The 21,415-nt window shown below is 68.4% G+C and carries 18 protein-coding genes; 7 read left to right on the forward strand and 11 right to left on the reverse strand.

The window, feature by feature from the left end:
* Positions 1 to 47: 47 nt before the first annotated feature.
* Entirely contained in the window at positions 48 to 752 is a 705-nt protein-coding gene (locus DL519_RS45950; protein ID WP_223838597.1) for a transposase, read from the reverse strand.
* Positions 734 to 1,732, reverse strand: coding sequence for a transposase (locus DL519_RS45955; protein WP_223840236.1), 999 nt, complete (start codon positions 1,730 to 1,732; stop codon positions 734 to 736). Before DL519_RS45955 ends, DL519_RS45950 begins: the two co-directional genes overlap by 19 nt.
* 448 nt (positions 1,733 to 2,180) lie before the next feature.
* Between DL519_RS45955 and DL519_RS09085 the strand changes: the two genes are divergently transcribed.
* Together DL519_RS09085 and DL519_RS09090 are read left to right on the forward strand one after the other, a co-directional pair.
* A complete protein-coding gene (locus DL519_RS09085; RefSeq protein WP_190813931.1) occupies positions 2,181 to 2,750 on the forward strand; it encodes a TetR/AcrR family transcriptional regulator in 570 nt (189 codons plus the stop codon).
* A gap of 142 nt (positions 2,751 to 2,892) precedes the next feature.
* Complete coding sequence (locus tag DL519_RS09090; protein ID WP_190813933.1) at positions 2,893 to 3,708, forward strand: oxidoreductase; 816 nt, start codon at positions 2,893 to 2,895, stop codon at positions 3,706 to 3,708.
* Positions 3,709 to 3,817: 109 nt separating this feature from the next.
* On the opposite strand, the gene DL519_RS09095 is transcribed toward DL519_RS09090, so the two are convergent.
* On the reverse strand, positions 3,818 to 4,309 hold the full coding sequence (locus DL519_RS09095) for a winged helix-turn-helix transcriptional regulator (protein ID WP_223838598.1): 492 nt from the start codon (positions 4,307 to 4,309) through the stop codon (positions 3,818 to 3,820).
* A gap of 77 nt (positions 4,310 to 4,386) precedes the next feature.
* Entirely contained in the window at positions 4,387 to 5,808 is a 1,422-nt protein-coding gene (locus DL519_RS09100; protein WP_190813937.1) for a DHA2 family efflux MFS transporter permease subunit, read from the reverse strand.
* A 262-nt stretch (positions 5,809 to 6,070) separates the two neighbouring features.
* On the opposite strand from DL519_RS09100, the gene DL519_RS09105 reads away from it, so the two are divergent.
* Entirely contained in the window at positions 6,071 to 6,535 is a 465-nt protein-coding gene (locus DL519_RS09105) for a winged helix-turn-helix transcriptional regulator (protein ID WP_190813939.1), read from the forward strand.
* Between the two features lie 339 nt (positions 6,536 to 6,874).
* A complete protein-coding gene (locus tag DL519_RS09110) occupies positions 6,875 to 7,990 on the forward strand; it encodes an SCP2 sterol-binding domain-containing protein (protein WP_223838599.1) in 1,116 nt (371 codons plus the stop codon).
* Between the two features lie 38 nt (positions 7,991 to 8,028).
* On the opposite strand, the gene DL519_RS09115 is transcribed toward DL519_RS09110, so the two are convergent.
* The 4 genes from DL519_RS09115 to rhaI are packed head-to-tail and all read right to left on the reverse strand — an operon-like array spanning position 8,029 to position 12,862.
* The gene (locus DL519_RS09115) at positions 8,029 to 8,160 is read right to left on the reverse strand and encodes a heterodisulfide reductase-related iron-sulfur binding cluster (RefSeq protein WP_397544936.1); all 132 of its coding nucleotides are present in this window, start codon (positions 8,158 to 8,160) and stop codon (positions 8,029 to 8,031) included.
* A complete protein-coding gene (locus DL519_RS09120; protein ID WP_190813941.1) occupies positions 8,157 to 9,605 on the reverse strand; it encodes a rhamnulokinase in 1,449 nt (482 codons plus the stop codon). The genes DL519_RS09115 and DL519_RS09120 overlap by 4 nt, the downstream gene beginning before the upstream one ends.
* A 45-nt stretch (positions 9,606 to 9,650) precedes the next feature.
* Positions 9,651 to 11,681, reverse strand: coding sequence for a bifunctional aldolase/short-chain dehydrogenase (locus tag DL519_RS09125; RefSeq protein ID WP_190823864.1), 2,031 nt, complete (start codon positions 11,679 to 11,681; stop codon positions 9,651 to 9,653).
* A gap of 5 nt (positions 11,682 to 11,686) precedes the next feature.
* Complete coding sequence (rhaI, locus tag DL519_RS09130) at positions 11,687 to 12,862, reverse strand: L-rhamnose isomerase (RefSeq protein ID WP_190813943.1); 1,176 nt, start codon at positions 12,860 to 12,862, stop codon at positions 11,687 to 11,689.
* 347 nt (positions 12,863 to 13,209) lie between these two features.
* On the opposite strand from rhaI, the gene DL519_RS09135 reads away from it, so the two are divergent.
* Positions 13,210 to 14,265 carry a LacI family DNA-binding transcriptional regulator gene (locus tag DL519_RS09135; protein ID WP_190813945.1) on the forward strand — a complete coding sequence of 352 codons (1,056 nt, stop codon included), beginning with the start codon at positions 13,210 to 13,212 and terminating at the stop codon, positions 14,263 to 14,265.
* Between the two features lie 118 nt (positions 14,266 to 14,383).
* On the opposite strand, the gene DL519_RS09140 is transcribed toward DL519_RS09135, so the two are convergent.
* Positions 14,384 to 15,277, reverse strand: a complete 894-nt coding sequence (locus DL519_RS09140) for a formylglycine-generating enzyme family protein (RefSeq protein WP_190813947.1) — start codon at positions 15,275 to 15,277, stop codon at positions 14,384 to 14,386.
* Positions 15,278 to 15,514: 237 nt separating this feature from the next.
* The gene (locus tag DL519_RS09145) at positions 15,515 to 17,911 is read right to left on the reverse strand and encodes an alpha-L-rhamnosidase-related protein (RefSeq protein ID WP_190813950.1); all 2,397 of its coding nucleotides are present in this window, start codon (positions 17,909 to 17,911) and stop codon (positions 15,515 to 15,517) included.
* 81 nt (positions 17,912 to 17,992) lie between these two features.
* Here DL519_RS09145 and DL519_RS09150 point away from each other — a divergent pair, with 81 nt between their 5' ends.
* Positions 17,993 to 19,276, forward strand: coding sequence for an MFS transporter (locus tag DL519_RS09150; RefSeq protein WP_190813952.1), 1,284 nt, complete (start codon positions 17,993 to 17,995; stop codon positions 19,274 to 19,276).
* Positions 19,255 to 20,271 (forward strand): LacI family DNA-binding transcriptional regulator, encoded by a 1,017-nt coding sequence (locus tag DL519_RS09155; protein ID WP_190813954.1) that lies wholly within the window; start codon positions 19,255 to 19,257, stop codon positions 20,269 to 20,271. Before DL519_RS09150 ends, DL519_RS09155 begins: the two co-directional genes overlap by 22 nt.
* 4 nt (positions 20,272 to 20,275) lie before the next feature.
* Here DL519_RS09155 and DL519_RS09160 read toward each other — a convergent pair whose 3' ends face one another.
* Positions 20,276 to 21,301, reverse strand: a complete 1,026-nt coding sequence (locus DL519_RS09160) for a LacI family DNA-binding transcriptional regulator (RefSeq protein ID WP_223838601.1) — start codon at positions 21,299 to 21,301, stop codon at positions 20,276 to 20,278.
* Between the last annotated feature and the right edge of the window lie 114 nt (positions 21,302 to 21,415).

Consider the following 21,415-nt stretch of genomic DNA (forward strand, 5'->3'; position numbering starts at 1 on the left):
CTGCTGGCTAATTCCTGATCATGCTGCGAGGGCGAGTTCGAGGCGGGTCAGATGGCTGGTGCGGGTCCGGTCGAGGGGTGGCCGTTCCACCAGGCATCGAGGCGGATCAGGTTGAGTGCGACCGCGGAGAACACGTGTTCCAGGTGGGTCTTGGCCAGCCCGCGGTAACGGGCGTGGCGTAGGTCGGTGACCGCGATGCCTTGGCGGATGGTGCCCTCGACCCCGGCCCGCAGCGCGTATTTGGCCTGCCAGTCCTTGGTTTCCTGGTCGGCGCGGGCAGCGCGTTGAGCCTCGTGGACGGCCCGCGGGTGCACGGTGATTTGGCGTCGCCGGGTCCGGGAGGTGGTGCACTGCTCGCGGACTGGACAGGGCCCGCAGGTGGCGGTCGCGAAGGTGATCACGATCGTGTCGGTGCCGCGCTGGGTGGCCGGGTTCCAGGTGGAGCTGGTCTGGCCTTGTGGGCAGGTGGCCTGCTCGCGGTCGAAATCGATGGTGAACGCGGCCCGGTCGAACCCGGTGCCGGCCCTGGCCTGGGGCGAGTGGTCGGCCAGCAGGGGAGTGATCAGCGTGACACCGAAATCGGTTGCGGAGCTGACGATCAGCTCGGCCGAGGGGTAGCCGGAGTCCAGGTAGTGCTCGCCGGGCAGCAGGCTACGACGATCCAGCGCCTGGTGGATCGGTTCGGTCATGGCCACGTCCGGGACACTCGCGTCCGTGGTCGCCACGTTCGTGATCAGGTTGGGTCGTGGCACGGTGGCACGGTGGCATCGGCCGGCTGGGTGCTGGGGCGTTCGCAGGTCTCGCTGACGTGCACCTTGTAGCCGTTCCAGAAGGTGTCGCGTTTGCCGCCCCATCGGGCATCGGTGTCATACGGCGAACTCAGGCGCCATCTCCCTGGCGGGAGACCGTCCGTGTCCGCCTCCCGCCGTGTGATCACCTCCCGCCCGTTCCTGGCCACGGTGCGGGTGTAGTTCTGCAGCAGCACCACCCGCAGCACCTCCACGGCAGGCAACTCACGCAACCAGCCAGGGGCGTCGGGGGAATACACCGCACCCAGCAGCGTGTACCCGTCGGTGCCGTAGGCCAGCGCCAGATCCCGGCGTTTGGCTTCGGAGGTGGGCAGTCGCCAGGAATCCACCCGCGCGGCATACCGCTTTCCCCACGCCGGCACATCGATCGCCCCGGCCAGCCACTCCGGTGCGGCGGCCGCGAGAGCCTCCAGCGCGGCCCGCACCGACTCACCCGCCAGCTCCAGCCGGTTCAGATCCCGCACCGCCGCCACGACGTGGGTCGAATCGGTGCGCTGCTTCCCGCCGGCGGCCACCAATCCCTTGTCCTGCAACACTTTCAACAGCAGATCCAGCGCTCGTTCCTCCAACCCGTGGGCGACCAGCCGGGTGCGGAACTCACTCAAGATCGAAGCATCAAACCCCGGATCGTCCAGCTCCATGCCCAGCGCGTACTTCCAGTCCATGCCGAACCGGACCCGGTGTGCCGCACCCCGATCGGTCAGGTTCTCCGCCATCTGTAACACCGTGACCAGCGCCAACCGTCCCGGCGACCACCCCGGCTTCCCCCGCGTCCCGAACGCCTCGGTGAACTCCGCATCGCTGAACAGCTCACCCAACTCGTCACGGACCCGCATCGCCAACGGGTACTCGCCCGTGCCCGCCGCCGCCCGCGCGGCACGCACGGTCGCCTCCGGAATCCGCGGCCACGGCCGGGGCTGCATAGACACCACACACTCCATCCTGCGGCCAGGAAGCGGGTAAGCCGACCGCAGAAAGATCATGCACCAGATCAACGGACCACGGTGACACCAAACCCAGCCCCTCGCCGAATTAGCCAGCAGGGTCTCAACTGCTGACGGTGGAGTGACCAGCCGCACGATGGTAACCAGGCATCCACGAGCAGACTGTCAGCATCAGCGGCGGCGAGGTTGGTCGCGTGCGTCGCCGTGTGAACGGCTCACATATTGCCTGATCACCACGGACACGTAGATCGTCGACCCTTCCCGCTCGCGTGGCTGCTGCTGGCCGCGGCCGCGCGGTTCCAACTGGCCTACCACGGAGCTGCACGCCCCCGCCCACTTCGACGCGGAAGTGTTCTCGACGCTCGGTCGCGGCCACCTCGTAAACTGATCGGTTTTCATTTCGCCTGAACCGAGTTAATCTCGCAGTATGACGACCGAGGTGAAGCCAAGTTCCCGAGAGAGATTGCTGGAGGCGGCGGCTGCGCTCACCTACCGAGACGGTGTCGGCATCGGCATCGAGGCACTCTGCAGGGCGGCGGGGGTGTCGAAGCGGTCCATGTACCAGCTGTTCGAGAGCAAGGACGAACTGTTGGCAGCCAGCCTGGAGCAGCGTACCTCTGCCTACGTGGCGAGGCTCCTGCCTGCGGCGGGCGATGGCCGTTCACCCCGCGAGCGGATCCTGCACGTCTTCGAGCAGGTGGAGTCGCAGGCGGGTGCACCCGAGTTCCGAGGCTGTCCGTACCTGGCTGTGCAGATCGAGCTCAAAGATCAGAACCACCCTGCGAGCCAGGTGGCACACCGGATCAAGGCAAACCTGACAGCCTTTTTCCGTGCCGAGGCCGAACAGGGTGGGGCGAGCGATCCCGACCTGCTGGCCCGGCAGCTCAGTCTGGTCTTCGACGGCGCGAGTGCCCGCGCGGGCATCGGAGCCGAGAACCTCACCGGGTTCATCGCGCCCACTGTGGTCACCCTGCTCGATGCGGCAGGCATGCGCTGACGCATCGCCGTGTCGAGCAGGCTCGGTGATTGCCGGTGAGGCGGCCCGGAATCAGTTCCATGCTTGAGCTTGCGAACGAAAACCGATCGGTTTACGCCGGGCGGGAAACCGATCGGTTTCACAATGATTTCGGGAGTCCCTGATGACGACAGCTCGGCCGGTGGCACTCGTGACGGGTGCGTCATCCGGCATCGGAAAGGCGTCCGCGCTCGCGCTGGTCGAAGCGGGTTTCGACGTGGCCGGCACAAGCCGCGACACCTCGCGCGCGGCCCCGCTCGACGATGTGACGTTCTTCGACCTCGACGTGGCCAGTGACGCGTCGGTCACTGCCGCGGTCCGGCAGGTGGTCGATCGGTTCGGGCGGATTGACGTCCTGGTCAACAACGCCGGTATCGGCTTGACGGGTGCGGCCGAGGAAAACTCCGTCGCTCAGGCGCAAGGCGTTTTCGATATCAACGTCTTCGGCGTCATGCGCATGACGAAGGCGGTTCTGCCGCACATGCGATCCCGGGGCGAGGGACGCATCATCAACCTCTCGTCAATCTTCGGGCTCATCCCGGCACCGTACCTGGCTGCCTATGCCGCGTCCAAGCACGCGGTCGAGGGATACTCCGAGTCCTTGGACCACGAGGTCCGGGAACACGGCGTGCGGGTCCTCCTCGTCGAGCCCGGCGGGACCAACACCGGGTTCGAGGCGAACAGCACGCGACCCGACACGCCCCTGCAGGCATACGAGAAGCAGCGACGCATCGCCGATCAGGTGATCGCAACGGCGGTCAGAGACGGCGACGCCCCCACCACCGTCGCCAAGGCGATCGTGGCCGCGGCGACGGACCCGAAGCCAAAGCAGCGGTACACCAGTGGCCCGCTGGCCGGACGCATCAGCACGCTGCGACGCATCGCTCCCTCCCGGATCTTCTCCACCCAAATCCGCAAGTACAACCGGCTGGCCGGCTGAAGTGGACGCCTGAAACGAGAACTACGTGGACAGGACCCTGGGTCAGACTCCGCAGGGCGGAGTACATCGAGCGTTTGGACGCCCCGCCCCTCATGACAGGCGAGGTCGGTTACTCGCTGGCGCCTCGGCGACGGGCCTTCCGAGGCCGCCGGACGCGCAGCTCGTCGAGGGACACTTTGGAACCGTCCGTGGTGCAAACGTGGACGTGCACGGGTGCTCCGGTGCTGTCCTCGACCACTCGTAGCGGCCCTCCGTCGCCCTGCAGGTATGTGTCGCCCCATTGCATCAACGCCAGCACTGCGGGCAGCAGCGCCCGTCCCATGTCGGTGAGGAGGTATTCATAGCGGGTTCGCTGGCCTTCTTCGCGGTATGGCCGCTTCTCGAACACACCGATGTCGACGAGGTCCTTGAGCCGGTCGGCCGCGTTCGCGTCGGTGATGCCGATTCGGCTGGTGAAGTCATGAAATCGGGTCGTGCCGTAGAAGGCCTCGCGCAACAACAACATGGCCGACCGCGTGCCGACGACCGTCAACGCGAGGTCGACCGAGCAGCGTGTGGCCCGCCACGCATCGCGGTCCGCGAGCGGGCCATCCAACTTCATCGCCATGTCCTCAGACTACCGCTGACTTTCCTGCTGTATAGCCAGCCTCGGCGAGCGACGTGGCGCCGCGCGGCTGGTCAGGCCTCCGCCACGGCCGCAGGCGGCACATAGGCGTCGGCGGAGTTCCGGCGCGCCGCGATCGCGCATCCGGTCAGCGCGGTGGCCAGGGCAGCGGCGCCGAGGAAGATCCAGCCGTCCTGAAACGCGTCGAGCCCGGGCGTCGGACCGTAAATCACGACCAGCACCGCGGTACCGAGCACCGTTCCGATCTGCCGCGCGGTGTTGATCATCGAGGAGCCGACACCCCACTTCTCCGGCGGCAGCACCAAGCCCACCACACCGGACAGACTGGGCATGACCAGTCCGACTCCCGCACCGGTGAACAGCTGTCCAGGCAGCAATGCACCGACGTAGTCCGGCGTTGGGCCGAGCCGCCACAGCCAGATCGCCGCGCCGGTCGCGAACAACAGGCCCCCGAGCGCGGCCACCGCGCCAGGCCCCAGCCGAGCGACCAGTCGGCCGCCGATGGTCAGCGACACCACCACGACCATCAACGGCCCGGGCGAGAGCGAAAGCCCGGCGATAATCACCGATTGATGCCACAGCCCGGTCAGGAACAGGACGTTGCCGAACAACATGCTACCGAAGGCCGTGGTGAACAGCAGCATCGCCAGGCAGCTCAGCCACAGCGTCGGCAGGCGCAGCGATGGCAGGTCCAGCAGCGGCACGGGATGCCGAATCGACCGCAGCACCACCGCGAGCAGGCCGATCACAGCTACCACGAACCCGATCAACACGGGCTGGCCGTCCCATCCGTGGTCCGGTGCTGAAACCAGTGCCCACGCCAGTGCACCGACACCCGCGGCCAACCCGACCGCGCCGACCAGATCCGGCATCCCGGAACCGGCTTCCCGGCTCTCCCGCAGCACTCGGGCACCGGAAACCAGGGCCAGCACCCCGACCGGCACGTTGACGAGGAACACCCAGCGCCAAGACAGCTGCACCAGCAAGCCGCCCAACGGGGGCCCCAACGCGGCGGCCACCCCACCGACCGCGGCCCAGGTGCTCACCGCCATCGCGCGCCGGGCGGGCGGGAACGCGGCCAGCAAGAGGGCCAGCGAGGTCGGCATCACCAGCGCCGCGCCGACGGCCTGGAGCACGCGGAAAGCCACAAGCAACGGGATCGACGGAGCGAACGCGCAGGCGGCGGAGCCGACGGTGAACACCGCGACACCGGTCAGGAAGACGAGTCGGTGGCCGTACCGGTCGGCCAGTCCTCCCGCCGGCGCGAGCAGGGCTGCGAACGCGACGGTGTAGCCGTTGAGGATCCAGGACATCGTGGCCAGATCGCTGTGTGAAAAGGCCAACCGGATGACCGGGAACGCGATGTTGACGATGAACAGATCCAGGGTAGCCAAGAAGACCGCCGCCGAGACGACCAGCAGCACCACAGCTGGCCGCCCTCCGGTTCGGGACAGTGTGCCGACGCTGGCGGTCATCGCACCTCACATTCGTGGCCATGATCGATCAGGCACGCCCGCCATGCGGCCGGAGGCCGCATGGCGGGCCAATCTGACTATGGCTAACTATAGACAGAGTCTGACTCTACCTTGATGAAGCCAGCATGGAGAGGCCCCATGGATCCACCCATGTCGGCTGTCGCCACACATCCGGATGATCGGCCTGAGTCCTTTCGGCTCAGTGGTCGACCGCGCGCCGCGAACTTCGTAGTTGCTTGATGCAACGTGCTAGGTTGGGGGCATGCTGGGCCGCACCTACGACGATCAGCTGTGCTCCATCGCGCGGACGCTGGAGATCGTGGGCGAGCGCTGGACGTTGCTGATCGTTCGTGATGCGTTGCTCGGCCTGCGCCGGTTCGAGGAATTCCAGGACAGCCTCGGTATCGCCCGCAACGTGCTCACCGACCGCCTCTCCAAGCTCGTCGCGGATGGGTTGCTGGAGCGGGTGTGTTATCAGCAGCGCCCGGCCCGCTACGAGTACCGGCCGACCGGCAAGGCGGCGGACCTGGTCACCACTGTGCTCGCGCTGATGCACTGGGGTGATCGGCACGCCGCAGGTCCGGACGGCCCGCCGCGGATCGCCACCCACGCGGGGTGCGGGGGCGATGTGCGCGAGCAGCTCGTGTGTGCCGAATGCGGGCAAGCACTCGGACCGGAAGCCGTCCAGATGCTTCCCGGCCCGGCGCTGACCGACTCCCCGGCCTGACATCTGAAACATTCCTCGGGCTCTCGACAAACCCTTGGTTGCTTCACGAAACCCTCAACGCTAGGATGAGAGTTGCTTCATGAAACTTGCCGTGTCGGCGAGGTGATGCCCGATGGCCAAACGGAACAAGCTCGACGACCATCCCACCGTTGTCCGGGTCCGCGAGCGTGCCACGGCTCGGCCGGCGGGGCCGCTGGATGCGGCATGGCTGCGGGAGCTGTGCCTCGAAGCGGGTGCGGACGACGTCGGCTTCGTCGAGATCGACCGGCCGGAGATCGCCGACCAGCGCGCCGACCTGGAGGCGGCGCTGCCCGGCGCCCGGGCACTGATCAGCTTGGTGTGCCGGCTCAACCGGGAGAACATCCGCAGCCCGGCCCGCTCGGTGGCCAACCTGGAGAGTTCCACCACGGCAACGACGACACCAACGACGTGGCCCGGCGAGTGGTCACCGAGCTGGAAGCAATCGGGGTCCGCGCCCTCAACCCCGCGGTGGGTTTCCCGATGGAAATGGACCACTTCCCGGGTAAAACGTGGGTCGTGGCGCACAAGCCGGTCGCCGTGGCAGCCGGGCTGGGCCAGATGGGCATCCACCGCAACGTCATCCATCCCCAGTTCGGCAACTTCGTCCTCCTCAGCACCGTGGTGATCGACACGGAAATCAGCGACTACTCCCGGCCGATCAACTTCAACCCGTGCCTGGAATGCAAGCTGTGCGTGGCCGGCTGCCCGACCGGGGCGATCTCTTCGGACGGCCACTTCGACTTCTCTGCCTGCTACACGCACAACTACCGCGAGTTCATGGGCGGCTTCGGCGACTGGGTAGAAGGAGTTGCGGACAGTCGAAACGCCGCCGACTACCGTTCGCGGGTCGGCGACAACGAGACCGCGTCCATGTGGCAAAGCCTGTCCTTCGGCGCCAACTACAAGGCCGCCTACTGCATGTCGGTCTGCCCAGCCGGAGAGGACGTCATCGGGCCGTACCTGGACGACCGCAAGACACACCTGGCCGAGGTTGTCCGCCCGCTCCAGAACAAACAAGAAACCGTCTACGTCGTCCCCGGTTCCGACGCCGAACAGCACGTCTCCCGCCGGTTCCCACACAAGCGCACAAAACCAGTCGGGCGGGGACTGCGCGCAACCAGCATCGACACCCTTGTAGGCGGGCTCCCGCTGCTATTCCAGCGAGAGCAGGCCCGAGGGCTGTCCGCCACCTACCACTTCGCCTTCACCGGCACCGAGTCCCGCCAGATCACCGTCACCATCCACGACCGCGAACTCGACATCGCCGAAGGACACCACGGCGAACCGGACCTCGCCATCACCGCCGACGCACGCACCTGGCTGCGTTTCCTGGCCAAGGAGGCATGGTTGCCGTGGGCGCTCCTACGTGGCCGCATCAAACTGCGCGGCTCACCACGACTCCTGCTCGCCTTCGACCGCTGCTTCCCCTCCTAACCGGACAGTCTCCCGGGACGGCGGCCCGCCCAGCAAGGTCACGCGCAACAGGTCTGCGCCGCCGGGAAGTCCGCTGCCACGCCGAGCCGCCGCAGCAGCCGGAACACCGACTTGCCGGTGTCCGGGAACAGTGAGTCGTTGATGCAGGTGACCATCACGGCGACCTTCAAGCTATCGACCTCGTCTCGTTCAGCCGCTCTTCGGCGGCGGCCCAATCGCCACCGGTGGGAACGTACCTCCGCAGGGGCTGTGTCCGCCGTACGAGGGCGCGCATAACGGCCAGGTCCGGCAGCTCCGCGCCGAGCGCGCGCGCCTGGACGAGCACATTGCCCAGCGCGGCGGCCTCGATGGGACCGGCCAGCACCGGCACCTCGCAGGCGTCCGCAGTCAGCTGGCACAGCAGCTCGTTGCGGGCGCCGCCACCGACCACGTGCACCACATCGACGGTCTTGCCCGCCAGGGCCGCGCCCTGCCGCACGGTGCGGCGGTACGCCAGGGCGAGACTGTCCACAATGCACCGGACGAATTCGCCGGGGCTTTCCGGTGGGCGCTGTCCGGTCTCGCGGCAGGCCTGCTCGATCCGCGCGGGCATGTCTCCGGGGGCGAGGAACGCGGGCGCGTCGATGTCGACCACGGCGGCCAGGGGTGGCGCGTCCGCGGCCTTGGCGAGCAGGTCGGGGAGGGCCAGCTGCCGCCCGCGGGCGGTCCACGTTCGTAGTGTCTCCTGGAGTACCCACAGGCCCATCACGTTGCGCAGGAAGCGGATCTTGCCGTCGACGCCGCCTTCGTTCGTGAAGTTCGCGGCGAGCGCGGCCTCGCCCAGCTCCGGCTGGTCAAGTTCGAGGCCGACCAAGGACCAGGTACCCGAGGAGATATAGGCGAAGGTCGAGCCTGGTTCGGCCGGCACCGCGACCACGGCCGAGGCCGTGTCGTGCGAACCGACCGCGACCACGGGTAACTGCGGCAGCGCCAGTTCGGCGGCCAGGTCCGGCAGCAGGCTGCCGATCTGTTCCCCGGGGTCCCGCAGTGGCGGCAGCAGCCGCGACGGGATACCGACCCGCGCGGCGAGCCCGGTCGCCCAGGTCCTCGACCGCACGTCGTACAGCTGGGTGGTCGAGGCATTGGTGCGTTCCGCACCGATCCGCCCGGTCAGCCAGTAGCCCAGCAGGTCCGGGATCAGCAGCATCGTCTCCGCGGCGCGGAGGCGGTCCCCTTCCGACACCAGTTGGTACAGTGTGTTGAATGGCAACTGCTGCAGGCCGGTGATGTCGTACAGCTCCCGCTCCGGGACAGTCTCGGCCACCCGCTCCGGCACCCCGTCGGTGCGGTCGTCGCGGTAGTGCACAGGGTTGCCCAGCAGCGCGCCCGAGGAGTCCAGCAGCCCGTAGTCGACGGCCCACGAGTCGATCCCGACACCTTCGACGGGTCCCGCTTCGGCGATCCCGGTGAGCATCTCCCGGTAGATTCCGAGCACATCCCAGTACAGGGTCGAGCCCGCGCGTACGCCGCTGTTGGGAAAGCGCCGGATCTCTTCGAGCGCAAGGTGTTCCGGACCGATCGAACCGGCCATGACCCGGCCGCTCGACGCGCCGAGATCGACCGCCGCCAGCCGCATCACAATTTCACCAGGGTCAGTTCGGGCCCCATCGTTTCTCCGTCCTCAGCGAAGGAATGCGGCGGCGACACCGGCGTCGACGGGCACGTGCAGGCCGGTGGTGTGGGTCAGGTCGCCACCGGTGAGCGCGAACACCGCGGCTGCCACGTGCTCGGGCAGGACCTCGCGCTTGAGGATCGTGCGCTTTGCGTAGAACGCACCCAGCTCCTCCTCGGGCACGCCGTAGACCGCGGCGCGCTGCGCACCCCAGCCGCCGGCGAAGATGCCAGACCCCCGGACCACACCGTCGGGGTTGACGCCGTTGACGCGGATGCCGTGCCCGCCCAGTTCGGCCGCGAGCAGTCGCACCTGGTGAGCCTGGTCGGCCTTCGCGGCGCCGTAGGCGACGTTGTTGGGACCGGCGAACACCGCGTTCTTCGAGGAGATGTAGACGATGTCGCCACCGATACCCTGCGCGATCATCGCCTTCGCCGCGGCCCGTGACACCAGGAACGAGCCTTTGGCCATCACGTCGTGCTGCAGGTCCCAATCCTTCTCGGTGGTCTCCAGGAGCGGCTTCGAGATGGACAGGCCCGCGTTGTTGACCACGAGGTCGATCCCGCCGAACGCGAGCACCGTGGCGTCCACCGCGGCCGCGACGGCATCAGCGTCGGTGACGTTCGCGTTGACCGGGATGGCTTTGTCGGTGTTCCCGATCCCTTGCGCAACCAATGCGGCCGCGTCGGCGTCGAGGTCGGCGATCGCGATGCAGGCACCCTCGGCGGCGAGCCGTTCGGCGATGGCCTTGCCGATGCCCGACCCGGCACCGGTGACGAGCGCGATTCGCCCGGCCAGCGGCTTGGGCTTCGGCATCCGCTGCAGCTTCGCCTCTTCCAGCGCCCAGTACTCGATCCGGAACTTCTCGCTCTCCGCGATCGGGGCGTAGGTGGACACCGCCTCGGCGCCGCGCATCACGTTGATCGCATTGACGTAGAACTCGCCCGCGACGCGCGCGGTCTGCTTGTCCTTGCCGTAGGAGAACATCCCGATGCCCGGCACGAGCACGATCGCCGGATCCGCGCCGCGCATCGCGGGGCTGTCCGTGGTGGCGTGCCGCCTGTAGTAGGCGGCGTACTCGGCCCGGTAATCAGCGTGCAGTTCCTTCAGCCGCGCCACGATGTCCTCGACCGGCGCCGTCGCGGGCAGGTCGACGACCAGCGGGCGGACCTTGGTACGCAGGAAGTGATCCGGGCACGAGGTCCCCAGTGCGGCCAGCGGGGCGAGCTTTTCCCGGGCGAGGAAGTCGAGCACGACCTCGCTGTCGGTGTAGTGCCCGACCTGACGCTGGTCGGTCGACGCCAGCCCGCGGATCACCGGTGCGAGCGCGGCGGCTCGCGCGTGACGCACCGCATCGGGCAGCGGTTCGAACCCGGGCACGACGGCACCGAAGGGCTCGGCTGCCCCGCGCTCAGCCAGGAACTTCTCGGCAGTACGGATGATCTCGAGCGAATTGCGCCGGCATTCCTCGGAAGTGGCGCCCCACGCGGTGATGCCGTGCCCGCCAAGGATCACACCGATCACCTGCGGGTTGGCATTCGTCACCGCGGCGATGTCGAGTCCCAGCTGGAATCCCGGCCGGCGCCAGTCGACCCACGCGACGCGGTCGCCGAAGCATTCCCTGGTCAACGCGGCACCGTCGGCGGCCGTGGCAAGCGCGATGCCGGAGTCGGGGTGCAGGTGGTCGACATGGGTGGCGTCGACCAGGCCGTGCATCGCGGTGTCGATGGACGGCGCCGCGCCGCCGCGCCCGTGGAGGCAGTAGTCGAACGCGGCGACCATCTCGTCCTCACGCTCGATGCCGGGATAGACGTCGACGAGAGCGCGTAGCCGGTCGAGCCGGAGCGTGGCCAGCCCGGCCGTGGTCAGGGTGCCGAGGTCGCCGCCGGATCCCTTGACCCACATCAGTTGCGTGGGCTTCGCGGTGACCGGGTCGAGCACCTCGCCCTTGGCCGAGGTGTTGCCCCCGGCGTAGTTGGTATTGCGCGGATCGGCGCCGAGCGCGTTGCTGCGGGCGACGAGTTCTTCCGGCACGGTCATGGTTTCTAAGCTCCCCATCCGGCCTGCTGGCCGCCGGCCCGCTCGGCCTCGATCTTCTGCTGGTAACCACTACGGTGGTACGCGGCCACCGGGTCCGGGTCGAGCCCGGCCTCGGTGCGCAGCTCGGCCAGGATCGGCCGGACGTCGGTGTTGTAGGCGTCCATCAGGATCGCGTTGGCCTCCAGTACCTTCCCCTCGCGCTGGGCCGCGCGCAGCGCGCCGGAGTCGACGAGCAACGCCTTGGCCGTGGCCTCCTGCACGTTCATCACCGACCGGATGATCGCCGGGATCTTCGCTTCGATGTTGTGGCACTGGTCGAGCATGAAGTTGATGCCATACGCCGGGTCCAGCGCGTCGCCGCGGACGATCTCGTACATGATCCGGAACAGCTGGAACGGGTCCGCCGCGCCGGCCATCAGGTCATCGTCGGCGTAGAAGCGCGAGTTGAAGTCGAACGCGCCCAGCTTCCCGGCGCGCAGCAGGAACGCGACGATGAACTCGATGTTCGTGCCCGGCGCGTGGTGCCCGGTGTCGATGCACACCGTCGCCTTCGGGCCGAGCTCGAGGCAGTGCGCGTAGGCGGTGCCCCAGTCCGGGATGTCGGTAGCGTAGAACGCGGGCTCGAACAGCTTGTACTCCAGTAGCAGCCGCTGGTCGTCACCGAGCCGGTCGTAGGCCTCGCGCAGCGCCTCGGCGAGCCGGTTCTGGCGGTCGCGCAGGTCGTCCTGGCCGGGGTAGTTGAGCCCGTCGGAGAACCACAGCTTCAGGTCGCGCGACCCGGTGGCATCCATAATGGACACGGCCTCGAGCAGGTGATCGATCGATTTGCGGCGCACACCGGGGTCGGGGTTGGTAACCGAGCCGAGCTTGTAGTCCTCGTCCTGGAACACGTTGGTGTTGATGGCGCCGATCTTCACGCCGAGGTCCTCGGCGTAGCGGGTCAGCGCGCCGAAGTCGTCGACCTGGTCCCACGGGATGTGCAGCGCGACGCTCGGCGCCGCACCGGTGAACCGGTGCACCGTCGCCGCGTCCGCGATCTTCTCCTCCGGATTGCGCGGAACCCCGGGCTGGGGGAACACTTTGAACCGGGTGCCGGAGTTGGCATATCCCCACGAAGGGGTCTCGATCCGCTGCGCCCGCAGGGCTTGCTTCACCGCCGTCAGATCGGTCAACACGATCACTTTCCTTCGTTCGCGGGGTCCAGGTTTAGTACCTCGGTGAGAAACAGGAACCCCTCGTCGAGTCCGCGTCCGGCCAGGCACGTAAGGGTTCCGCCATCTCCGCCTGCCGGTGGGCGTTGACCTCGGTGCGGGCCATCCGGTCACGCTTCACCCGTTCTAGGTCCTGCCTCCGCATCGCGACCTCCGAAATGAAAGGTTTCACAAACCCTGACGCCGCGACGCTACTATGCACCGGATCACGATGTCAATGAATGGGAAGACCGCCAGGCCAACAGGGTTCACCCATCCACAATCGCGGATTGCTGCTAGCATCCACCCCGCTGTTACGTTTCAACGGAGGCGACCCCATGACGGTCCAAGGTTCCAACGAGACCGGCCCGGCCGAGGTCCGCGCCGCGGGCATCAAGGACGTGGCGGCCGCCGCCGGCGTGTCGCTCGGCACCGTGTCGAACGTGCTCAACCGGCCCGACCGGGTCAGCCCGCGCACCCGGGCCAAAGTGGAGGCAGCGATGGCCGAGCTGCGGTTCGTCCGCAACGAGTCGGCCCGGCAGCTGCGTGCCGGGCGCAGCCGGGTGCTGGCCTACGTGATGCTCGACGGCCGCAACCCTTTCTTCACCGACGTCGCCGCCGGGATGGAGGACGCCGCGGAGGAGAGCAACCTGTCACTGTTCCTGTGCAACAGCGACAATCGCGCCGAGCGGGAAAGCGCCTATCTGAGCAGGCTGGAACAGCAACGCGTGCAAGGCATCCTGGTGACGCCGGTGGATCCGGACGCGACGACACTCGACGAGACCGCGCTGCGCGGAACGCCCGTGGTGATCGTCGACCGCACCCGGGACGCGGCCACCCACTGTTCCGTCGCGGTGGACGACGTGCACGGTGGGCAGATCGCGGTCCAGCACCTGATCGAGATGGGCCATGAGCGCATCGCCTTCATCAGCAGCCCGGCCACGCTCGGCCAGGTGCGCGATCGCCGCGAAGGCGCCCTGCGCGCACTGCGAAACGCGGGCCTTTCGCCGGAGAACCTCGTCGACCTCACGACGGCGAACCTCACCGTCGCGGACGGCCGCAACGCCGGCGAGCGCCTTGCCGGGCTGCCGTCGTCGACCCGGCCGAGTGCGGCCTTCTGCGTCAACGACCTGCTCGCCCTCGGCTTGCTGCAGACGTGCGTGAGCCTGCACCTGCGGGTGCCGGAGGACCTGGCGATCGTCGGCTACGACGACATCGACTTCGCCGCCGCGGCCACCGTGCCGCTCACCTCGGTCCGCCAGCCCCGCCGCCAGCTCGGCCGTACCGCGGCGGAACTCCTGCTGCAGGAGGCGGCCGACCCGGACCACGTGCACCAGCAGGTGATCTTTACCCCCGAACTCGTCGTACGCGCGTCGACGCACCCCGCCTCCTGACGAGCCCGCCACCCACGCCGGCGTGTTGATGAAATACACGCGTTAGCTTGGGACAACAAGCGGCTCCGCCGCCTTGAAACACGGCCGAGTGGTCTGGGCCAGCAATCGGAACCCGCCGTCACGCGTGCTCCGCCAAGTCTGCGGCGGTGCGGAAGCCGAGGTTGCCGCTGGAGCTGTCCGGGCTGTTGGCCGTGCGGGCGGCGACCCGGTAGCGGTTGCAGTAGGAGTCGTGGCACAGGTAGGACCCGCCCCGCATCGCGCGGTTGGCCTGGGCGGAGTCGAACCAGTCCGCGCACCATTCCCAGACGTTGCCGGACACGTTGTACAGCCCGTACCCATTCGCCTCGTACGCGTCGACCGGCGCGGTGCCCGCGTAGCCGTCCTCGGCCGTATCACGCACCGGGAACCGGCCCTGCCAGATGTTGCACCGGTGCCGGCCGCCCGGGGTCAGCTCGTCACCCCATGGGAAGCGAGCCTGGTCCAGCCCGCCGCGTGCGGCGTATTCCCACTCCGCCTCGGTTGGCAGCCGCCGACCCGCCCACGCGCAGTAGGCCGTCGCGTCGTGCCACGAAACGTGAACGACCGGGTGGTCCCACCAGTACTCCACCGAGCTGTCCGGGCCTTCTGGGTGCCGCCAGGACGCGCCCGCGACGCCGCACCACCACGGCGTCTGCCGCGGTCTCGGGGAGACCTTGCGGATCTCGGCCGGCAGGAACTTGGCGAACACATACGTCCAGCCGAAGTTCTCGGCCTCGGTGCGGTAGCCCGTCGCCTCGACGAACTCGACGAACCGGGCGTTGGACACGCAGTACCGGTCGATCGCGAACGACGCCACCGTCACCTGGCGCACCGGGCCTTCGCCGTCCTCGGGGAAACCGTCCTTGTCCTCCGAACCCATCCGGAAGGTACCGCCGGGCAGCACGACCATGTCGTCCGTGGCTGCCGATCGGATCCGCTGGACGCCAGCGACCGAACCGATGCCGCTCCGTGATGGCGGGCAGCACTGACTCATGACTGACGTCCTCTCGGTAATGCGAGCCTCCGGATCTACCGGGTGGGGTCTTGGTCGGTGCTCCTCGTCAAGCCCGTCGTGCGGATCGAAGACTGTGTAGATCGGTCTACGATGGTGACGGCCGGGCACCGAGGTGTCAAGGCAAGATGGTGCGGTCACGTTATGGACGCGGCCCGCGACGATGTGCGGAATCCCCGCGCGATTATCCCTCCGCACGCGTGGGCCGAAGGCACGGCATTACCCCGCGGAGAGCGTGTGCTGTCCCGCTGGCAGGTACGCGCTGCCCCCACCGGGCGGGTCGAAGCGGAACGGGACGGGTGAGCGCACGGCGATGTCCGCTCCCCTGATGTCGACCTCGATCAGACCGTGGCCGGTCGGTACGGCACCGGACAGCTCGCGGATCCCGTGTGGCCGGGGTGCGATGATCGCGGTGTGGAAGCCGGCTGAGCCGGGACGGACGCCCAGTACGTACCGGACGAGGTCCCGGGTGGGCGTGCTGCTCCAGCCATGGCAGGGCGAACCCCATCCCCAGGTCTCGCCGAAGGTGTCGTTGCCGTTACGCAGGAAGGAAGTCCAGTCACGCAGCGCGTTCACGATCAGATCGACCCGGCCCGCGGCCGCGAGCGCGTCGTGCACGACGTAGGACAGGAACGGCTCCGCGCGCACGATCTCGCGCTCCACGTCCCAGTCAAGGATGAGCTCGCCGGACGAGACCCGCTCCCACTTGGACAGATCAACTCCTCCCCCGGCGCCACCCAGCCAGCTGCGGCGGACGAGTCGCCGGGGGTCTGTGATCCGCGCGACGATGCCGTCCCACCGCTCCCGGGGTGCGATGCGGGCCGCGATCGCGATCGCGTTCGTCGCCTGCGAGACAGCGGGAAGACGCCTCTCGCCGACGATACTGTCCACATAGACCCCGCGCTGTTCGTCCCAGAACTCCTCGAAACCGGCGCGAGCACGACTCGCGTGTGCGAACGCCCACTCCGCTGCTCCATTGTTCCCGAACGCGCGGGACACTTCGGCGAACTCTCGCAACGCCCGCACCCACAAACCTGTGACCGCAGCCGTCCGGCCCGTCGTGACGACGGACGACCAGTCGACGAGATTCCATTCAGGAACGTCGTCGAGGGTTCCCCTGTCCGATAGGAAGGGCAGGAACCACGCGAGGACCCGTTGCGCTGTCGAAAGAGCGTCGACGACCTCGGAAACCGGGCCGAGGTGTGCGTGCAGCTCGCGCACGCCGTGGATCCAGTGCAGCGACCAGGACGGGATCGTGGTCGCCCCTCCGGCCTCGAAGTCACCGGCGACGGCCATCGGCAGCAGGCCGTCCGGCCGTGGGCTGTTCGCCAACTCGACGTATGCCCGGGCGGCCGACCAGTCCGTGTTCGCGGCCAGGTGCACCGACTGGTGGACCACCCCGTCCCCGGTCCATGCCCGCTGCTCACGTGTCGGGCAGTCGGTCAGCGCGTCTGTCGTGTTCACTCGCACCGTGCGGATTCCCGCGTGGTACAAGGCATCGAGCTCGGCATCACCGGACCGGAACGTGGCACCGTCCCCCCAGGGCTGGATCGTTTCGACCAGACCGATGTCCCGCACCGATACCCTTGCGCTCACCGGCGGGGTGATCACCAGAACCGCCGACCGCATCCCGGCCGCTTCCTGGGCCGTGAACCGGTCGACCGTGCCGCGCGCGATGTAACGCACCCCCGCCACCGGCGCGAGCTCGTCGGTGACACCGGGTTCCCGCTCGTTGAACCCGATGTCCACCACGGTGCCCTCGGGGGCGTCCAGTTCGAACTCGAAGTGCCCAGCCACCACCCGGCCGAAGTCCACTGATACAACCTGAGCGCCCCCATCCGGCACCCGCATGCCGCACGGCCGCTCCGCCACGGCCGACCGTGCCACCTGCCACGGGTGAAGCTCCTCGCACGCCGGACTCGTCGTGACGATTCCGGCCCGCACCGATTCCGGTTCTCGCCGTGTTTCTTCCAACACCGGCAGTGTCCGCGGCAGGGGAAGCCCGAACGGCGCGACGGGCGGCAGCGCCCGGCCTTGGCCACCCCGGTACTCCGCCGTGACCGGAACGGCATTGTTCCATCCGGAGTCGTCATAGTCCGGTGACGCCCAGTCCGTGTCCAGGAGGCGTGCGTCGAGACGTTCCGCCGGCACGCCGTCGAGACGGCCGCCGCGCAACGCCGTCCACGCGTCGCTGCGGTGGGTGCGCCACGCCGGATCGGACACCAGAACGTGGTCCTCGAAGTCAGCTTCGAACAGCAACGCGCCCGTCGAACCCAGGCGCCCGCTGGGCACCGCGGCCTGCCAGATCGCGTTCGACTCACCGAAGAAGGTGACCAGGGCCGCGAGCACGTTGGTGCCCGCGCGCAGGAGCGGCGCGAGGTCCCGCTCGTCGAACCGGATCCGGTGTGGTTGCGACCGCTGCGGCCCCTGGCCCACGGCGGCCCCGTTGACGAACAGGCGGTACCGGGAGTCGGCGGAGATCCGCGCCGGTACCGCGGCCGGCACCGCGGGCAGGGTCAGCGTGCGCCGGAACAGCACGCGGTGAAAGCCCGGTGTCACGCCTCCCGGAGCGCCGATCCACACACCTCGCCACGTGTGCGAGACGAATCCGGTCACAGTGCCTCCTCCCTTGACTGGCTGTGCAGCACCGTATAGAAACCTCACTTAAACGTGCAAGTGCCTCAGTGTGGAGCTGCCATGAACCGACCTGCTCACAACCCCTGGAAGACGGCCGTGCTAGCGGGGATGGCGTCCTACCTGGACGCCGCGGTGCTCGTTACGGCGGGCATCGCGCTCGTGCTGTACCGGCCGGCACTCGGCATCAGCGACGTCGAGCTCGGTCTTCTGTCCTCGCTGCTCACCTTCGCCTTCGCGATCGGCGCGCTGCTGGGCGGCCGGCTCGGCGACCGGTTCGGCCGGCGGCGGGTCTACACGGTGACGCTGCTCGGCCTCGTCGCCGCCACCGCCGTCCTCGCTCTCGCGGTGAACTCGGCAATGCTCTTCGCCGGCGTTGTCGTCGCCGGGTTCGCCATCGGCGCCGACCTGCCGGTCTCCCTGGCGTTGATCGCCGAGGAGGCACCCGAGGGCCGCCAGGGCAAGTTCGTCGCGTTCTCCGCGATCCTGTGGCTCATCGGCATCTACGGGTCCACCGGAATGAGTGCCGCGGTGGGCGGCCTCGGCGCGGACGGCGGGCGCATCATGTTCGGCCTGATCACCGTAGTGGCGCTGGTCGTGCTCGTACTCCGGATGACCATGCCGGAGTCACCGGAGTGGACGGCGGCGAAAACCGCTGCCCGGCACGCAAACCGGGACGGCGAACGGATCGATCTGGAGTCGTTGCGGCGCCTGCTTCGCCCGCCGTTCGTTCTCGCCGTCGCCGCGACCGCGCTGTTCTACACGGTCTGGGTCATCGCGTCGAACACCATCGGGCAGTTCTCGACGTTCCTGTTCGTACGGCTGGCGGACGTCAGCGTGCAAGCCACGGGCCTGTTCAAGCTGGTCAACATCCCGATCGGGTTGCTCTGCGGATGGCTTTTCATGCGCGCGGTCGACACCCGTCGCAGGTACCCGTGGTTCGTCTTTGGCGCTGTCGTGCAGGTCGTCGCGTTCGGCACGCCGCTGGTGTTCGGGCCGCACCTGTGGACCCTCCTGGTGATGACCTACGGCTTCAGCATGGGCGCCGCGTTCGCCGGCGAAGCGCTCTACAAGGTGTGGTCGCAGGAGCTCTACCCCACACTCCTACGCGCAACGGCCCAGGGCACGACCATCGCGGTGGCCCGCGTGATCGCGGCGGTCGTGGCGATTTTCATCCCAGCACTGGCGACGAGGAACCCGACCGCCCTGTTCGCACTGGTCACCTCGTGCGTCGCGGCCTCGTCGGCCGTCGGCCTGCTCTGGATCCGCCGCCTGCCGAAGGCCGAGTCGGACGCGACGGCCGCGTCATACGCCAGAATGACCCCATGGACGTCCCCGGAAAGCTGAGCAGTCCCCGCCGCGGCCGCCGGCCGACGGTCGTCGACGTCGCGGAACGCAGCGGCGTGTCCCGCGCCACGGTCAGCTACGTTCTGAACAACGCGCCCGGGCAGACAATCCCCGAGGAAACCCGGGCCCGCGTCCGTGCCGCCGCGGCCGCACTCGGGTACGTGCCCAGCGCGGCCGCGGCGTCGCTGCGGCGCGGACACTCCCGGCTTGTCCTCGTGATCACCGACAAGGCACTCACCGGATACGTCACCGAACCGTTCCTCGCCGCCATCAGTGAGCGGTTCACCACCGCGGGCTACACCGCGCTGACGCACGAGTTCGTCTCTGACGAGGCGCTGATCGCGCTGATCCGCGAGATCCGCCCGTTCGGCGTGCTCGCGCTGACGCACCTGTCCCGCGAGGTCACCGAGGCGGTCAAGGAGACCGGTGTTCCGCGCTGGTACTCCTCGGCTCAGGGCGAGGACCCGGCCTTCCGCCGCCCCTGGGAGGAGGAGATCGGCGCCGTCCAGGCTCACCACCTGATCGACCGCGGCTTCACGCGGCTCGTCTACGCGGCCCCGCCCGAGGACTCACCGCGGCAGGTCATCGCGCGGTCTCGCGCGATCGGCGCGGCCCGCGCATGCGACGAACGCGGCCTGCCCGCCCCTGGTCACCTCCACGTTCCTCTCGACCGGGCGGATGCGGCCGGACGCCTCTTCGGCGGCCCGCCGGATGGCGGCCGAACCGGGATCTGCGCGTTCGACGACACGGTCGCCGCTATCGTCCTCGCCGCCGCATACGATCGCCGGCTCTCCGTGCCGGATACCATCGCCGTCGTCGGCGTCGACGACACCCCGTTCGCCGGGTCGCTCACGCCGCCGCTGACGAGTCTGTCCATCGACGCCCGCGCGACTGGCACCCTGCTCACCGACCGGTTCCTCAGCGACGACAGCGCCGAGGGCGGGAACATCCCGTCGTCCGCGAGGGCCACCGTCATCCAACGGGCCAGCACCTGACGCGTTACCGCTGCCCGGACCGCGGGCGGCCAGTGGAATTACGGACGATCAGCCGTGGCGTCGTCATCTCGCGTCTCGCCTCGGTGCGGCCGCCGATCCGGTCGAGGAGCAGGCGCACAGCCCGCCGGCCCAGTTCGTCGCCGGACTGGTCGATTGTGGTGAGCGAAACACCCGGGTGCCCGGCTAGACGCACATTGTCGTAGCCCACGACCGAGAGATCGCTCGCGCTCAGTCCCCGCTCTTGCACGACATGCAGCGCTTCGAGTGCGAGATCGTCATTAGCGGCGAAGATCGCGGTCGGCCGCGCCGCCGACGCCAGCAGCTCACTCGTCACCCTGCGAGCGTCGAGCGCCGAGTCGGCCCGCACCACCTCGATGTGGCGGCCACGCCCCGAACCCTTCATCTCGTGGAGGTACACCTCGAGCCGCACCGTAGGTGGCGTGCATTCACGCGCGGCGGCCTCGCCGCCCCGCGTGAGGTAGGCGATTCTGTCGTGGCCCAAGGAGATCAGGTGCCGCATCACGAGCCGGGCACCAGCGGCATCGTCGCCCGTGACTGTGTCGTAGTTTTCGGAATGGTGGTGGCGCGACAGCAGAACCACCGGCACCCTCAGCGCCAGTTCCTCCAGTAGCCCAGATGGGACGTGAGGGGCAACCACGACGAGTCCGTCGACCCGGAGGTCGACGAGGGCGTTGATGGCCTGGGGGCTCTCGCCGACCCCGGCCATCGCGGGAGCGACGACCAACTGGTAGCCCGTACCCTCGATTTCGGCCACCGTGCCATGCAGGATGCGGCTCAGCGCCGGGTTTTCGATCTCATGCAACTCGAACCCGATGGTGAAGCTCGAACCGCGGATCGCCCGTGCGGCCACGCTCGGCCGGTAGCCCAGGCGCGCGATGGCCGACTCCACCCTGGCTCGCATCTCTGGGCTGACACCGTAAGCATCGCGGATAACCTTCGACACCGCAGCTCGCGATACCCCGGCCGCACGCGCCACGTCCATCATCGTCACCGCCTGCCCCGCCCCCACCGCGCCTCCCTCATAGCTTGACAACGGAGTACCCCGCGGTCACTATCGTAGACCGATCTACACATTATGCCAGAGGTGTAGATCGATCTACATCTCAGGCTCGACGAGGAGTTC

Source organism: Saccharopolyspora pogona, from assembly GCF_014697215.1.
GTDB classification, from domain to species: domain Bacteria; phylum Actinomycetota; class Actinomycetes; order Mycobacteriales; family Pseudonocardiaceae; genus Saccharopolyspora; species Saccharopolyspora hattusasensis.